A 15,547-nucleotide genomic window follows, 5' to 3' on the forward strand; every position below is an offset into this window, starting at 1 on the left:
AGGGGGTCGCCGTCTGTGGGGACAGGTCCTGCAGGCCCACCACCCTCAGCAGTTGGAGTCGTTCGTACGCCTCCGTCCCGGGGCGGGCCGTGTGGACCACCAGGAGGTGGTGGTGTTCGTGGCTGACCATGACCTCGCAGTCGAGTTCCAGTAGGCCGACCACGGGGTGCACGAAGCGTTTCGTCGCCTTGTTGCGCTGGGACACCTCGTGTTCGTCCCACAGGCGGGCGAACTCCTCGCTGGCCGCGCGGAGTTCGGCCACCAGCGCGGTCGGTTCCGGATCGTCGGGGCGGGCCGCGGCCACCGCGCGCAGGGTGGCGACCTGGGTGCGCGCGTGGTCCGCGAGGTCCTCCTCGGGGAAGAGCGTGCGCGCGGTCGGGTCCAGGAAGAAGCGCCGGACCAGGTTGCGGTCGCGGCGCGGGCGGGACATCGCGTCGCCCACCAGGGCCTTGGCCATCGCGTTCTGCGCCAGCACCTCGCCGCAGTCGTTCACCACCTGCGCCGGGGTGTCGTGCAGCCGGTCCAGGATCAGCAGCAGCCCCGGGCGGACGTGCGCCGACGCCGTCTCGCGGCGCGGGGGCTCCTCACCGGTCAGGTGGAACAGATGGTCCTGCTCCACGTCGGTCAGGCGCAGCGCCCGGGCCAGCGCGGTCAGCATCTGACGGGACGGTCGGGGGCCACGGGACTGCTCCAGCCGCGTGTAGTAGTCCACCGACATCCCCGCCAGCTGCGCCACCTCCTCGCGGCGCAGACCGGGCGTGCGGCGCCGGGCGCCCGGCGCCAGACCCACGTCGGACGGGTTCAGCCGGGCGCGGCCACGGCGCAGGAAGTCGGCGAGTTCGGCTCGGTTCACCCCTCCAGCGTGCGGCACCCCGTCCGGCTTATCCAGGGTCTGCCGATCCCCCGATCAAGAGGTCTCTCCCGGTGCCCGCGCGGCCGTTCCACTCTGGTCCGGACGAGAGGAGCACAACATGCTGACTTTGGTGACAGGTACGACGGGACAGGTCGGCCGGCGCTTCGTGCCCAGGCTGCTGGCCCAGTCCCGGCCCGGGGAGCAGGTACGGGTGCTGGTGCGGGACACGGCCCGCGGTGAGCCCTTCGCGGAACTCGGCGCCGAGGTCGTCGTCGGAGATCTGCGCGACACCGACGTCCTCGGCAAGGCCGTCGCCGGCGCCGACGCGGTCGTGAACGTCGCCGCGGCCTTCCGGGGCGTGCCGGACGAGGAGGCCTGGGCCGTCAACCGGGACGCGGCCGTGGAGCTGGGCCGTGCCGCGGTGGCCTCCGGTGTTCGGCGGTTCGTGCAGGTCAGTACCGGTCTTGTGTACGGCGAGGGGCGGGGGCGCCTGCTGACGGAGGAGGACGAGAGCCGGCCCGGCGGTGCCATGTGGGGTGCCTATCCCGCGTCCAAGGCGGAGGCCGAACGGGAACTGTTCGCGCTGGACGGGCTCGACGTGCGGGTCGGGCGGCTTCCCTTCGTCTACGGCGAGGGGGATCCGCATCTCGCCCAGTCCCTGATGTGGGCGAAGAACTGGGCGTCGGCCCAGCGGCTGCACATGGGGCACCATGCGGATGTCGCCCAGGGGCTGTTGCGGATCCTGCATGCGCCGGGGATCTCGGGGCGGGTGTACAACATCGCCGACGACGCGCCGGTGACGGCGGTGGAGTTGCATCAGCTCAACGGGGTCGAGATTCCGGGCGAGTTGTACGAGCGGGTTGATCCCGATCCGTGGCTGATGATGATGTCCACGGAGCGGATTCGGCGGGAGCTGGGGTATCGGCCGGTGTATCCGTCTGTGTATGCGGCGAGGGAGGCTGGAGCGCTGTAGCTCTGGGCCGGTTGTCGTCTGCGGCTCGGCGGGGGCTGGTCGCGCCCACGCGGCGGAGCCGCACATCGATTCAGTCCCGCGCCCCTGAGGAGACCTAGTCAACGCCTCTTATACGCCCAACCAGCACCGCTCCCGCCAAACCCACCACCGCCGCCAATCCGTACAGGACCCGGTATCCCCCGAGGTGCGTGACGATCGGTGCGGCGATGGCGGGGGCGGCCACCTGGGGGAGGGCGTTGGCCACGTTGATGACGCCCAGGTCCTTGCCCCGGTCCAGAGCCGTCGGCAGGACGTCCGTCATCAGGGCGAAGTCGACCGACATGAACACCCCGAGGCCCACCCCGAGCAGTGCCGCCACGACGATCGCGCTCGGCCAGGTCTGCCACACCGCGAGCACTCCCGTGGCCACCGCCATCAGCACGCCGGACCAGCGCACGAACGGCTTGCGGCGCCCCACCCGGTCCGACCAGACGCCGCCCACCACGACCGTGGCCAGCAGCGCCACGCTGTCCACCGCGGTCAGGATCAGCACGCCCTGCTCGGGGTCGTCGTAGTGCAGGCGGTCCCGCAGGTAGTAGAGGAGGTAGAGAAGCACCAGCGCGTTGCTGAGGTTGATCAGGAAGCGGGTCAGCCAGGCCCAGGCGAAGTCGGGGTGGCGGCGGGGGCTCAGCCAGAAGCCGCGCGCGAACGACCGCCACGACCAGGCGGGGCGGTCCGCCGCCGCCAGCCGGAGATCCCGGTGGCGGAGCACGTACGGCAGCACGCCCGCCAGCGTGAACACCGCGCACGCGGCATAGCCCGCCGCGATCCCGCCCGCCGCCGTCGCCAGACCCGTGCCGACGACCGCGCCCAGGATCTGCGCCGCCCCGATCCAGCCGCCCACCGCGCCACGCTGGAACCGCGGCACCCGGTCCGGCACGGCCGCCGTGACCGCCGCGAACGCCGCGTTCAGGGTCAGCTGGACCAGACACCAGCCGAGCGTCATGACCCACAGCCCGCCCGCCCCGCCGAGCACCAGCAACGACAGCGCGCCGCCCGCCGCACCGGCCACGATCCAGGGGCTGCGGCGGCCCCGGCGGGCCGTGGTCCGGTCCGACAGCGCGCCGAAGAACGGGTTCGCCGCCAGCGACACCACCGCGCCCACGCCGGTCACCCAGGCCAGCAGCGTCTCCTTCGACATCCCGGCGCCGGGCGCGAAGTCCTCCGCCTGCCGGGCCAGCAGGATCTGCAGCGGGCCGTACCAGCCCACCCAGATCGCCACGTTGGCCAGCGACAGGGATGTCGTCCAGCCCTTGCCGACGCGCTCGACGGGCTCCGAGAGAGCCGTGCTCACCTCTGCGCCCGGAGCAGCTCCTGGTACCAGGCGTACGACGCCTTCGGGGTCCTGGCCAGCGTCTCGAAGTCGACGTGCACCAGCCCGAACCGGCGTGCGTACCCCTCCGCCCACTCGAAGTTGTCCATCAGCGACCACACGAAGTACCCGCGCACGTCCACGCCTGCCTCGACGGCCTGGTGCAGGGCGCGGACGTGGCCGTCCAGGTAGGCGATCCGGTCCTGGTCGTCGACGCCCTCGTAGGAGCAGCCGTTCTCCGTGATGACGACGGGCGGGAGCCGGTCGCCGTAGCGCTCATGGAAGGTGGTGAGGAGTTCGGTGAGCCCCTCCGGGACCACCGGCCAGCCGAAGTCCGTCACCGGGACGTTCTCGATCTCCTGGACGGAGAAGGGGAGTTCGGCGGGGATCGTCAGGCCGCCGAACTCGATGTCCTCGCCCTGCGGGGCGCCCACGCGGGTCGGGGCGTAGTAGTTGACGCCGTAGAAGTCCAGCGGCTCACTGATGATCTTGAGGTCGGCGGCGACGTCGCCGGGCATCAACTCGCCCAGCCCGGACGGGTATTCACCCAGCAGGACCGGTTCGGCGAACAGCCGGTTCAGGAGCAGGTCGTAGAAGTCCGCCGCCTCCAGGTCAGGTTGCTCCCGGGAGGCCGGCCAGGTGGGCCCGTGCGAGTTGGCGATCCCGATGTCCGTGGCGCCGGACGCGCGCAGTGCCTGGACGGCCAGGCCGTGGCCGAGGAGTTGGTGGTGGGCGGCGGGCAGCGCGTCGAACATCAGCTGCTTGCCCGGGGCGTGGGCACCGAGCGCGTGACCGAACAGGGTGTGTTCGGCGGGCTCGTTGAGGGTGATCCACTTCTTGACGCGGTCGCCGAGACGGTCGGCCACGAGGGACACGTACTCGGCGAACCGGGACGCCGCGTCCCGCTCCAGCCAGCCGCCGTTCGCCTGCAACGCCACCGGCAGGTCCCAGTGGAAGAGCGTCGGGACCGGACGTACGCCCGCCGCGACCAGTTCGTCCACGAGACGGTCGTAGAAGTCGAGACCGCCCTCGGAGCGCACCCGCGGCCAGGAGATCGAGAAGCGGTACGCGTCCACGCCCAGGCCGGCCAGGAGGGAGACGTCCTCGCGGTAGCGGTGGTAGTGGTCGCAGGCCACCGCCGCCGTCGAGCCGTCCTTCACCCGTCCCGGTTCGGCCGTGAAGGTGTCCCACACGGACTGCTCACGCTCGTCCACCGCGCCCTCGATCTGATGGGCCGAGGTCGAGACGCCCCACAGGAAGCCGGCCGGGAACCGTGGGATCGCATGCTCTTGAGTCGCCATGCGCCGGATCATCCGTACCGGCGGGTAGGGAAGTCAACGGGCAGGCGTGAACAAGCAGTTACGCGCCCTCTTTGAGCACCTTCGAGATCAGTTCCCGCTGCTCCTCCGTCAACCGGGGATCGGCCGCGTACACCGTCCTCCCGTCCACGGTGATCTCGTAACTGAAGCCGTCCGGAACCCCGATGGGCCGGGTGCCCCGCCCGGCGGCGAGAGCCTTCTCGGCCAGGGCCCGCCATTCGTGGGCATCGGGCCGCCCGGAGGTGTCGACCTCCTTGTGCCGCTCGATGCCCGCGAATCCGCCCGTGCGCCGCACCTGAATACGCATGGGTCCCTGTCTAGTACGGACTCAGAGGATCCGCACCCCGACCTGCTCCCAGGCCTTGGACACGGCCTGGAGTTCGTCACCCTCGTCGAAGCGGGCCTTCGCCGCCGCGACCGTGAGCTTCGCGAAGTCGGTGAACAGGGCCCGGTCCGAGAGTTCGCCGCCGGTCAGGACGTCGTACCAGATCTGTCCCGCCTTCTCCCAGGCGTGACCACCGAGCGCGTTGGCCACCAGGTAGAACGCGTGGTTGGGGATGCCGGAGTTGATGTGCACGCCGCCGTTGTCGCGGCCGGTGCGGACGTAGTCGTCCATCGTCGCGGGCTGCGGGTCCTTGCCGAGCACGTCGTCGTCGTACGCGCTGCCCGGCTCCTTCATGGACCGCAGGGCCTTGCCCGAGACGCTGGGCGCGAGCAGGCCCGCGCCGATCAGCCAGTCGGCCTCGGCGGCGGTCTGGCCGAGCGTGTACTGCTTGATGAGCGAGCCGAAGACGTCGGACATCGACTCGTTGAGGGCGCCCGGCTGGCCGTAGTAGGTGAGGTTCGCCGTGTACTGCGTGACGCCGTGGGTCAGTTCGTGGCCGATGACGTCGATCGGGATGGTGAAGTCGAGGAAGATCTCGCCGTCGCCGTCGCCGAACACCATCTGCTCGCCGTTCCAGAAGGCGTTGTTGTAGTTCTCGTCGAAGTGGACGGTCGCGTCGAGCGGGAGGCCGTCGCCGTCGATCGAGTGGCGCGTGTAGGCCTTCAGGTAGAGGTCGAAGGTGGCGCCGAGACCGGCGTAGGCGCGGTTGACCGTGGCGTCCTGGCCGGGCTCGGAGCCCTCGGCGCGGACCTTCCTGCCGGGCAGGCCGGTCTTGTGCCCGGCGTCGTAGATGGTGCGCAGCGGCTGGTCCGACGGTGCCTTCGCCGTCGGCGCGGCCGCGAGGCCGAACTCGGTCGTCACACGGCGGCGGCCGCGCAGCTCGCTGTCGCGCATCAAGGTGCGCCGGGCGGGACCGGAGAGTGCGGGGTCGTCGTTCCGGGCCAGCTTGTCGAGGACATGCGGCGGAATGACGGTGCAGAAGACGGGCTCGAAGCCCCCGTGAGTCGTCATGCCCGGCACCCTTGCACTGAGTCATGACCGTGTCACTACCCGCAACCATGATTGGTGAAATATGCGGACAGGCATGCGCACACTCCGTGACGAAGTGGTATGGCGCACTTTTTGTCCACTTCTCTCCCTTTCGATTCCCTGGTCCCGCATACTGATACGGCGCCCCGCACGGGGAGCGGCTCCGCTAGCATGCTGCGCATCATGCGTTTCGGGCTGCTTCTTCTTAGCTGCCGCGGCGAGGGCCTGTAGTCCAGGTCGACTCCCTCCCCGCGGAGCTTCGCGTTGCGTGTCGGCCGTCCTTCCCGGACATCCTGAGGAGCCCCGCAATCATGGCGAACCGCCAGCAGCCCAGCACCATGCCGATCCACAAGTACGGCCGGTACGACCAGGTCGACATCCCGGACCGCACCTGGCCGAACAACCGGATCACCGTCGCCCCCCGCTGGCTCTCCACCGACCTGCGTGACGGCAACCAGGCACTGATCGACCCGATGTCGCCCGAGCGCAAGCGCCGGATGTTCGATCAGCTGGTCAAGATGGGCTACAAGGAGATCGAGGTCGGTTTCCCGGCCTCCGGGCAGACGGACTTCGATTTCGTACGGTCGATCGTCGAGGAGCCGGGCGCGATCCCGGACGACGTCACCATCTCCGTACTGACCCAGGCCCGCGAGGACCTGATCGAGCGGACCGTCGAGTCGCTGAAGGGCGCCAAGCGCGCGACCGTCCACCTGTACAACGCCACGGCTCCCGTCTTCCGCCGTGTGGTCTTCCGCGGCTCCAAGGACGACATCAAGCAGATCGCCGTCGACGGCACCCGCCTGGTGATGGAGTACGCGGAGAAGCTGCTGGGCCCGGAGACGGAGTTCGGCTACCAGTACAGCCCCGAGATCTTCACCGACACCGAGCTGGACTTCGCGCTGGAGGTCTGCGAGGCGGTGATGGACGTCTACCAGCCGGGTCCGGGCCGCGAGATCATCCTCAACCTGCCCGCCACGGTGGAGCGTTCGACCCCGTCCACGCACGCGGACCGCTTCGAGTGGATGAGCCGCAACATCTCCCGCCGCGAGCACGTCGTCATCTCCGTCCACCCGCACAACGACCGCGGCACCGCCGTCGCCGCCGCCGAGCTGGCCCTGATGGCCGGCGCCGACCGCGTCGAGGGCTGTCTGTTCGGGCAGGGCGAGCGCACCGGCAACGTCGACCTGGTCACCCTGGGCATGAACCTGTTCTCGCAGGGCGTCGACCCGCAGATCGACTTCTCCGACATCGACGAGATCCGTCGTACGTGGGAGTACTGCAACCAGATGGAGGTCCACCCGCGCCACCCGTACGTGGGCGACCTGGTCTACACGTCCTTCTCCGGCTCCCACCAGGACGCCATCAAGAAGGGCTTCGACGCCATGGAGGCCGACGCGGCCGCGAAGGGCGTCACCGTCGACGACATCGAGTGGGCGGTCCCGTACCTGCCGATCGACCCCAAGGACGTCGGCCGTTCGTACGAAGCCGTGATCCGGGTCAACTCGCAGTCCGGCAAGGGCGGTATCGCGTACGTCCTGAAGAACGACCACAAGCTGGACCTGCCCCGCCGGATGCAGATCGAGTTCTCGAAGCTCATCCAGGCCAAGACGGACGCCGAGGGCGGCGAGGTCACCGGCTCCGACATCTGGGCGACCTTCCAGGACGAGTACCTGCCCAACCCCGAGAACCCGTGGGGCCGTATCCAGGTCAGGAACGGCCAGTCGACGACGGACACCGACGGCGTGGACACGCTGCGGGTCGAGGCGACGGTCGACGGCGAGGACACGGTCCTCACCGGTAGCGGCAACGGGCCGATCTCGGCCTTCTTCGACGCACTGTCCAAGGTCGGCATCGACGCCCGGCTGCTGGACTACCAGGAGCACACGATGAGCGAGGGTGCCTCCGCGCAGGCCGCCTCCTACATCGAATGCGCGATCGACGGCAAGGTTCTGTGGGGAATCGGCATCGACGCGAACACGACGCGTGCGTCACTGAAGGCGGTCGTCTCCGCCGTCAACCGAGCCGCTCGATAATCCCTCTGACCGGTGATTTTGGGGCCTTGGCCGCCGTATACGGCGATCAAGGCCCCCGTCGTTTATCGGCCACCGGCACGTGGAGGTCACGGGTAGGTCTCGTCGGGGGGCTGACTCCGCCCCGCTGATGTGGCTAACATCACGCAAGCGCGGCGATGTTGCCGCGGCGTTACGCGGAGGTGCGACGTGCTGCCAGGACGGGGACGAACCGGTGCCGCCAGGCCTGCGCGCCTCCTGGGCACCCGTACCGCGTGGACGACCGTCGGCGACGGCGAGTTCTTCTGCCCCGGATGCGGGGGCGACCGCAACTTCCAGCGCCTGACCGGCCGTCGCCGCCTCGTGCTGCTGGGCGTCCCGGTCCTGCCGCGCGGTGACACCGGCCCGGTGGTGGAATGCGCGGCCTGCCGACGCCACTTCGGCACGGACGTCCTCGACCACCCGACCACGACCCGCTTCTCCGCGATGCTCCGCGACGCCGTCCACACCGTCGCGCTCGCGGTCCTGGCGGCGGGCGGCACCTGCTCGCGCACCTCCCTGGAGACCGCGGCCGCCACGGTCCGCGCGGCGGGCTTCGACGACTGCACGGAGGACCAGCTGGAGGCCCTGGTCGAGGCCCTCGCCCAGGACACCGGCCGGGTCTACGACCGCCCCTGCGGAGCCGGCCTCGCCATAGAGCTCCACGAGGCCCTCGACCCGCTCGCCCCTCACCTCGCCCCGGCGGGCCGCGAGTCGATCCTCCTCCAGGCCGCCCGCATCGCCCTCGCGGACGGCCCGTACACCCCGGCGGAGCGGGACGTGCTCACCACGGTGGGCACGGCCCTGACGATCTGCGCGGACGACGTGACCAGGCTGCTGGTCGCGGCCCGGACGCCGTCCTGATACTCCCCGGGGAGTAGTCCGCGCCCCGGGCCACCCCCGGCAGTACCGCCCGACTCGCCCTCCCGCCCGACGAACACCGGCCCTTTCGCCGGGAGTCTGGAAGCGATCCAGACATCCGAACCGGAGGGAGGCCCGTCGATGGGGGCCGCAAAGATGAGCGCACGGCGACGAGGTGCTGTGCCCTGGCTGGTGCTGGGATTGTGGATCGTCGTGCTGGCGGCCGTGTCGCCGTTCGCGTCGAAGCTCGCCGACGTGCAGCGGGACCGGGCCGTGGACTATCTGCCGGCGAGCGCGGACTCGACGCAGGTCGCGAAGATCCAGGACCGGCTGCCCGGAGGCGAGGCCACGCAGATGGTCGTCGTCTACCACCGGGACGGCGGGCTGACGGCGGCCGACAAGGCGACCGCCGCCGAGCAGATCGGGCGGATCGCTGACGCGCACACGCTCACCGCCCAGCCGCGGGGCATTCCGTCCAAGGACGGGACCACCGTGATGTATCCCGTCGCCAGCACCGAGCCGGGAACGGACGAAAAGGCCCGCGACCGCCTCGTCAACGACGTGCGGGACATCGCGAAGGGCGAGGACGGGCTCGGCGTCGAGGTCGGCGGGGAAGGGGCCCTCGCCACCGATGCCGGCGAGGTCTACGACTCGCTCGGCGGGCCGCTGCTCTACACCACCGCCGCGGTGGTGGCCCTGCTGCTGATCGTCATCTACCGCAGTCCACTGCTGTGGCTGGTGCCGCTCGGGGTCGCGGGCATGTCGGAGTTCCTGGCGCGGGCCGTCGCCTACGGGCTCAACCAGGGCTTCGGAACCTCCGTCACCGGTCAGAGCTCCGGCATCATGACGATCCTCGTGTTCGGCGCCGGGACCGACTACGCGCTGCTGCTCGTCTCCCGGTACCGGGAGGAGCTACGGCGGACCGAGCGGCCGTACGACGCCATGGCGGCCGCGCTGAAGGGCTGCGGGCCCGCCGTGCTCGCCTCCTCCGGGACCGTGGCCGCGGGCCTGCTGTGTCTGCTCGCCGCCGACCTCAACAGCAGCCGCGGCATGGGCCCGTTGGGGACGGTCGGGGTGCTGGTCGCGCTCGCCGCGATGATGACCCTGCTGCCCGCGGTCCTCGTGCTCCTCGGCCGCCGGGTGTTCTGGCCGCTGGTGCCGCGCTACGGCAGCACCCCCAAGGTCCGCCGGTCGCTGTTCGCCGCGATGGGCAGCTCGGCCGGGCGGCGGCCGCTCACCGTGCTGGCCGGCGGGGCCGTACTGCTCGGGGCGCTGGCACTGGGCGTGCTGAACCTGCCCGGCAGCATCAAGCAGGAGGACTCCTTCACCAGCAGGCCCGACGCCGTCGCCGCCATGGGGACGCTCGCCGAGGCCTATCCGGAGCGGGGCACGCAGCCCATCGGCGTCATCACCCCGGCCGACCGCGCCGACGCGACCCTCGCCGCGATCCGTGGCACGGACGGCGTCGACAGCGCCCAGCGAGGCCGTACCGGAGACGGCTGGACCGAGATCGCCGTCACGGCGAAGAGCGCCCCGCAGTCCGCCGGGGAGACCGCGACCATCAAGGCACTGCGGGACCGGCTCGACGGCTCCTACGTCGGCGGGCCCAGCGCCGAGCAGCTCGACCTGAAGGACACCAACGCACGGGACCGGACGATCGTCGTACCGATCGTCCTCGTCTCCGTGCTGCTCATCCTGATCGCCCTGCTGCGGTCCCTCGTCGCGCCGCTGATCCTCGTGGCCGCCGTGGTCGCCGTGTGGGGCGCCGCCCTCGGCATCGGCGGACTGGTCTTCGGGCCGGTGTTCGGGTTCGAGGGCACCGATCCGGGGCTCGGGCTGCTGTCCTTCGTGTTCCTGGTCGCCCTCGGCGTCGACTACGGCATCTTCCTGATGCACCGCATGCGCGAGGAGTCCCTGGCCGGCGCCGAACCGGTCACCGCCGCCCTCACCGCGCTGCGCACGACGGGCGGGGTCATCGCCTCGGCGGGCCTGGTCCTCGCGGCAACCTTCGCGGTGCTCACCAACATGCCGCTGGTCCAACTCGTCGAGCTGGGCTTCGTGATCGCGGTGGGCGTGCTCCTCGACACCTTCCTCGTGCGGACCTACCTCGTCACCAGCGCGGCCGTCGCGCTGCGGCGGAAGGTGTGGTGGCCGGGCCCGCTGTCCCGGGCGCCCGAGCCGCCGGTGCGGACCGAGCGTCAGCCGGAACGAGTGTGACGAGGTCGTTCCTGGGCGCCCTTCCCTCCCGGAAGGGCGCCTTCCTCCCCGAGGATGACACCGTGCACGAGACCACGAGGCCCCGGCTGGGGGACCGGATCATGGCGGCGGTCAACCGCGACCCGCGGACCGCCCCGCACGGCACCCGCAACGACGCGCTGCTCGCCGTCGTGCTGGCGGTGGCGGCCGTCTGCGCCGGCCTGTTCATCGACGACGGCCGCCGCCCGGACGCCCTCGGCTGGACGCTGCTGCTCGCCGCCCACGTGCCGCTCGTGTGGCGCCGCCGCCGTCCGCTGCTCGTACTGGCCGCGATGGTGGCGCTGATCGCGCCGTACCACGCCCTCGACAACAACCACGCGGCCCCCACCCTCGTCACCTACGTCGCCCTCTACACGGTCGCCGTCACCGGCCGCCCCCTGCGGACGGTCCTGACGGGCGCCGTCGTGCTGAGTGTCTCGCTGACCGTGATGCTCACCGTCAACGCCCACCGGGCCCTCGAACTGCTGCAGACCTCCGGCTGGATCATCGCGGTCCTCTTCTGCGGCATCGACGTCCGCTACTACCGCCAGTACGTCGCCTCCATCGTCGAGCGCGCCGTCCGCGCCGAACGCACCCGCGAGGAGGAGGCCCGCCGCCGGGTCGCCGAGGAACGTCTGCGGATCGCCCGTGACCTGCACGACCTGCTCGCCCACAGCATCACCCTGATCGGTGTCCAGACGTCCGTCGCCGCGCACGTCCTGGCGGCCGACCCCGAACGCCTCGACCGGGAGGCGGTCGCCAAGTCCCTCGACGACATCGCCGATACCTGCCGGACCGCGCGCGGCGAACTCCGTACCACCCTGGAGGTGCTGCGCGAGCACGAGCACGGCCTGTCCGACACCCGCGGCCCGCTGCCGGGCCTCGACGGCCTGCCCGACCTCGTCGCGGCGGCCCGGCTCTCGGGCGCCCGCGTCGAACAGGACCTGCGCATCCGTTCCGATCCGCCGCCCGCCGTCGGTGCCGCCGCCTACCGGATCGTCCAGGAGGCGCTCACCAACGCGGTCCGGCACGCGGGACCCGAACCCGCCGTACGCCTGAGGCTGTACGACGAACCGGGCGCCCTGCGGGTCTCGGTGACCGACGACGGCACCGGGCCCACCCCCGGCAACACCCCCGGCTTCGGGCTCGTCGGCATGCGGGAGCGGGCCCGCAGTGTCGGTGGCACACTCGACGCCGGACCACGCCCGGACGGCGGCTTCGAGGTGACGGCGGCGCTGCCGCTCACCATGGGGGAGGGAACCGTATGACCATCCGCGTGCTGCTCGCCGACGACCAGACCCTGGTGCGGGCCGCGTTCGCCATGCTCGTCGAGTCGGCGCGGGACATGGAGGTCGTCGGAGAGGCGGGCAGCGGACGGGAGGCCGTGGGGGCGGCCCGCGAAGTGCGACCCGACCTGGTGGTGATGGACATCCGCATGCCCGACCTGGACGGCATCGAGGCGACCCGGCTCATCGCGGCCGACGAGGAGCTCGCCGGGGTGCGGGTGCTGGTCCTGACCACCTACGACACCGACGAGAACATCGTCGAGGCGCTGCGCGCGGGCGCCTCAGGGTTCCTGGTGAAGGACACCCGGCCGGCCGAACTCCTCGACGCCATCCGCACGGTGGCGGCCGGCGAGGCGCTTCTCTCCCCAGGGCCGACGGCCCGGCTGATCGAGCGGTTCCGCGCAGCCCGTCGGTGCCGATGCCGGTGCCGGGCGGTGGGCCCGAGTGCCTCTCCGACCGGGAGCGCGAGGTGCTGGCGCTGGTCGCGCGTGGCCTGAACAACACCGAGATCGCCGAGGCCCTGGGCCTCAGTCCGCTCACCGCGAAGACCCACGTCAGCCGGATCATGGGGAAGCTGGGGGTGCGGGACCGGGCGCAACTGGTCATCGTGGCGTACGAGTCGGGGATGGTGACTCCGGGGACCCTGTAGAGCTCAGAGCAGCCCGGCCCCGGCCAGGAATTCGCCCACCCGCGCCACCTCCGCCTCCGACAACGGCACCTGCGGCTCCGCCGTCGCCGGGCAGTCGATCACGCCCCGCAGATACAGGGCCGCCTTGAAGGCGCCGAGCGCCGACGACGATGCGCCCATGCGGGCCCGGTCGCCCACGCCCACCATGCCGAACAGGGCGCACAGCCGCTCCTGTTCGGCGCGGGCCGCCTCCCGGTCACCCGCGCGGAACAGGCGGTCGAGACGGACGTATCCCTCGGGGTCGACGTTGGCCAGACCGGGCACCGCCCCGTCCGCGCCGACGGCCAGGGCCGCGTCGACGAAGAGTTCGGAGCCGGTCAGGGCACTGAACCCGGTGATGTCGGGGTGGGCGCAGGCGCCGGAGGCGACCGTGCGGAAGCCGGCGAGGTCTCCGCTGGAGTCCTTGAGGCCGGCCAGGACGCCGTCGGCGGCCAGGTCCAGGACCACGTCCGCGGGAAGCTTGGTGTGGACACCGCTCGGCAGGTCGTACGCGATGACCGGCACCGGGCTGCCGGCCGCGACCAGCCGGTAGTGGCGGGCGATCTCCACCGGGTGGGTACTGGCGTAGAACGGGGCGGTGACGACCACCGCGTCGGCGCCCGCCGCCGTCACCGCCCGCACATGGTCCAGGACCCGGGCCGTCGTCATGTCGATCACCCCGGCCAGCACGGGCAGCCGGCCCCCGACGTGTCCGGCCACCGTCTCCACCACCAGCCTGCGCTGGGCGTCCGTCAGGAAGGCCGCCTCGGACGACGTACCGAGCACGAACAGCCCGTGCACCCCGCCCGCGACCAGATGGTCGACGAGCCTGAGCAGCGAGGGGACGTCCACCTCGCGGTCCGGTGTCAGGGGCGTGCAGACGGGCGGGACGACACCGGTCAGCGGGGCGGGAAGGGTCATCGGGGCTCCTCGGGATCGGCCGTCCGCTGATCCTCCCGCACAGGGTGAGGGGGCGCCGACCCCTGTACGGCGCCCCCCGTCGCGAGCCGCCTCGCTACTGCACCTGCTGGTACGTCTTGTCCTCGTCGGAGTCGTAGATCAGCTTGCCGCCCTTGTCGTAGCCCTTGATGTGCGGGTTCCTGGTGACCTGCTGGGTCAGGGTGCCGGCGGCGACGAACCAGCCGTGGTCGAGGACGGCCTCGCTGCCGACGCCGCCGTAGGAGACGGTCACCTTGGCCACCGTCGGATCCACCGTGCCGATGAAGCCCCAGCTGAACGGCAGTTTCCAGTTGCCCTTGTTCAGGAACGACTGCTGGTAGAGCTTGTTGCCGTTCATGTCGGCCAGCACCGGCGGGGAGTCCGGCTGCCGGTCGCTGCCGCCGCTGTAGTTGAGCCCGGAGGCGACGCCGCCCTTGATGTTGCAGACCAGCCGGACCTCCGACGGCTTCTCCTGCACGGCGACCACGAAGACGCCGTCACCGGGCGAGTTGAGGTCACCGGTGCTCTTCAGCGCCAGGATGATCCGGTAGTCGTCGGCCTTGCCCAGGTTCAAGTCGCGGGCGCCCATGGCGACGTTCTTCCGGTGTTCGGCGATGCAGTTGTCCAGTCCCTCCACGGCCTGCTCCCGTGTGATCCCGTCCCGCAGCTGCCCCGCCGTGGCCGGTCCCGCGGGTCCACTGGGCGTGGGGGAGGGGGTGGGAGTGGGAGTGGATGTCGGCGTGGCGCTCGCGGACGCCGTCGGTGTCGTCGCCGTGTCGGCCGTCCCCGTGCCCCCGCCGCCCGCCGCGAACGCCCCCACCGGCACCGCGGCCAGGGTCGCCAGGACCGCCCCGGCCACGGCCACCCGGCGGCGCCGCTCGACCACGCCCTGGCGGCGGATCTGCGGATAGGGCACCGGCGACGGCCGGATCGTGTACGCGTCCTCGGAGAGCAACTCTCGCAGCTGCTCCTCGAAGTCCCGCTCCTCTTCGCTCATTTCGTGCCTCCCTGCGGGGCGCGGTCCATGACCTGCGCGAGCCCCGGATACGTACGCAACTTCGCCAGCCCCTTGGACGCCTGGCTCTTGACCGTGCCCGGGGAGCAGCCGAGCACCTCGGCGACCTCCGCCTCCGACAGGTCCTCCCAGTACCGCATGACGACCACCGCCCGCTGCCGGGGCGGCAGCCCGGCCAACGCGCCCAACAGCACCCCGCGCTCCTCGACCCGCGCCACGGCCTCGTCCCGCCCCGCCCGCTCCGGCGGCGCGTCGGTCAGCGACTCCTTCACGCGCCGCTTGCGGAAGCGGTCACTGTTGCAGGTGACGAGCATCCGCCGGACGTATGCCTCCGGGTTGTCGCTGCCCGACACGCGCCGCCAGGAGCGGTACGCCTTCGCCAGCGCCGTCTGCGTCAGGTCCTCGGCGTGATGGGCGTCGCCGGTGAGCAGATAGGCGGTCCGCACGAGGTGCGACCACCTGGCTCTGACGAATTCCTGGAACCGATCCTCTTGTTCGGCCTGCATCAAGCACCCTCCCTCGCCCACCAGACCACGGTGGGGGCGGATTCGGTTGCCCGGGCGTCGATGACAGGTTCGAATGGGGT

13 protein-coding genes and 1 pseudogene are annotated in these 15,547 nt (G+C 71.3%); 6 read left to right on the plus strand and 8 right to left on the minus strand.

The window, feature by feature from the left end; translation table 11 throughout:
• The coding region (locus tag AQJ46_RS11210; protein WP_057615797.1) for a helix-turn-helix transcriptional regulator at positions 1–853 on the minus strand (853 nt) is incomplete at its 3' end.
• 118 nt (positions 854–971) lie between these two features.
• On the opposite strand from AQJ46_RS11210, the gene AQJ46_RS11215 reads away from it, so the two are divergent.
• Entirely contained in the window at positions 972–1,826 is an 855-nt protein-coding gene (locus tag AQJ46_RS11215; protein WP_059205410.1) for an NAD-dependent epimerase/dehydratase family protein, read from the plus strand.
• A gap of 94 nt (positions 1,827–1,920) precedes the next feature.
• On the opposite strand, the gene AQJ46_RS11220 is transcribed toward AQJ46_RS11215, so the two are convergent.
• From AQJ46_RS11220 to AQJ46_RS11235, 4 genes are read right to left on the minus strand one after another with little or no spacing between them, the layout of a single operon-like run.
• Entirely contained in the window at positions 1,921–3,159 is a 1,239-nt protein-coding gene (locus tag AQJ46_RS11220; protein ID WP_059205411.1) for an MFS transporter, read from the minus strand.
• Positions 3,156–4,478 (minus strand): GH1 family beta-glucosidase, encoded by a 1,323-nt coding sequence (locus AQJ46_RS11225; protein WP_059205412.1) that lies wholly within the window; start codon positions 4,476–4,478, stop codon positions 3,156–3,158. The genes AQJ46_RS11220 and AQJ46_RS11225 overlap by 4 nt, the downstream gene beginning before the upstream one ends.
• A gap of 58 nt (positions 4,479–4,536) precedes the next feature.
• A complete protein-coding gene (locus AQJ46_RS11230) occupies positions 4,537–4,803 on the minus strand; it encodes a protealysin inhibitor emfourin (protein WP_059205413.1) in 267 nt (88 codons plus the stop codon).
• A 21-nt stretch (positions 4,804–4,824) separates the two neighbouring features.
• Complete coding sequence (locus AQJ46_RS11235; RefSeq protein WP_059205414.1) at positions 4,825–5,892, minus strand: M4 family metallopeptidase; 1,068 nt, start codon at positions 5,890–5,892, stop codon at positions 4,825–4,827.
• Positions 5,893–6,221: 329 nt separating this feature from the next.
• Between AQJ46_RS11235 and leuA the strand changes: the two genes are divergently transcribed.
• From leuA to AQJ46_RS11260, 5 genes and pseudogenes are all read left to right on the plus strand, one after another.
• Positions 6,222–7,943, plus strand: a complete 1,722-nt coding sequence (gene leuA / locus AQJ46_RS11240) for a 2-isopropylmalate synthase (RefSeq protein WP_059205415.1) — start codon at positions 6,222–6,224, stop codon at positions 7,941–7,943.
• A gap of 186 nt (positions 7,944–8,129) precedes the next feature.
• Positions 8,130–8,822 (plus strand): TerB family tellurite resistance protein, encoded by a 693-nt coding sequence (locus tag AQJ46_RS11245; RefSeq protein WP_059205416.1) that lies wholly within the window; start codon positions 8,130–8,132, stop codon positions 8,820–8,822.
• A 138-nt stretch (positions 8,823–8,960) separates the two neighbouring features.
• Positions 8,961–11,036 carry an MMPL family transporter gene (locus AQJ46_RS11250; RefSeq protein ID WP_107117244.1) on the plus strand — a complete coding sequence of 692 codons (2,076 nt, stop codon included), beginning with the start codon at positions 8,961–8,963 and terminating at the stop codon, positions 11,034–11,036.
• On the plus strand, positions 11,033–12,322 hold the full coding sequence (locus AQJ46_RS11255; RefSeq protein WP_059205418.1) for a sensor histidine kinase: 1,290 nt from the start codon (positions 11,033–11,035) through the stop codon (positions 12,320–12,322). The genes AQJ46_RS11250 and AQJ46_RS11255 overlap by 4 nt, the downstream gene beginning before the upstream one ends.
• A pseudogene (locus AQJ46_RS11260) lies at positions 12,319–12,989 on the plus strand (response regulator transcription factor). The gene AQJ46_RS11255 and the pseudogene AQJ46_RS11260 overlap by 4 nt, the downstream one beginning before the upstream one ends.
• A gap of 3 nt (positions 12,990–12,992) precedes the next feature.
• Here AQJ46_RS11260 and AQJ46_RS11265 read toward each other — a convergent pair.
• The 3 genes from AQJ46_RS11265 to AQJ46_RS11275 all read right to left on the minus strand — a co-directional run bounded on the left by AQJ46_RS11265 (position 12,993) and on the right by AQJ46_RS11275 (position 15,467).
• Positions 12,993–13,928, minus strand: a complete 936-nt coding sequence (locus AQJ46_RS11265) for a dihydrodipicolinate synthase family protein (RefSeq protein ID WP_059205419.1) — start codon at positions 13,926–13,928, stop codon at positions 12,993–12,995.
• A 94-nt stretch (positions 13,929–14,022) separates the two neighbouring features.
• Entirely contained in the window at positions 14,023–14,943 is a 921-nt protein-coding gene (locus tag AQJ46_RS11270) for a hypothetical protein (RefSeq protein ID WP_059205420.1), read from the minus strand.
• Positions 14,940–15,467, minus strand: coding sequence for a SigE family RNA polymerase sigma factor (locus AQJ46_RS11275; RefSeq protein ID WP_057615769.1), 528 nt, complete (start codon positions 15,465–15,467; stop codon positions 14,940–14,942). The genes AQJ46_RS11270 and AQJ46_RS11275 overlap by 4 nt, the downstream gene beginning before the upstream one ends.
• Positions 15,468–15,547 lie beyond the last annotated feature (80 nt).

This window comes from Streptomyces canus, from assembly GCF_001514145.1.
Lineage (GTDB): Bacteria > Actinomycetota > Actinomycetes > Streptomycetales > Streptomycetaceae > Streptomyces > Streptomyces canus.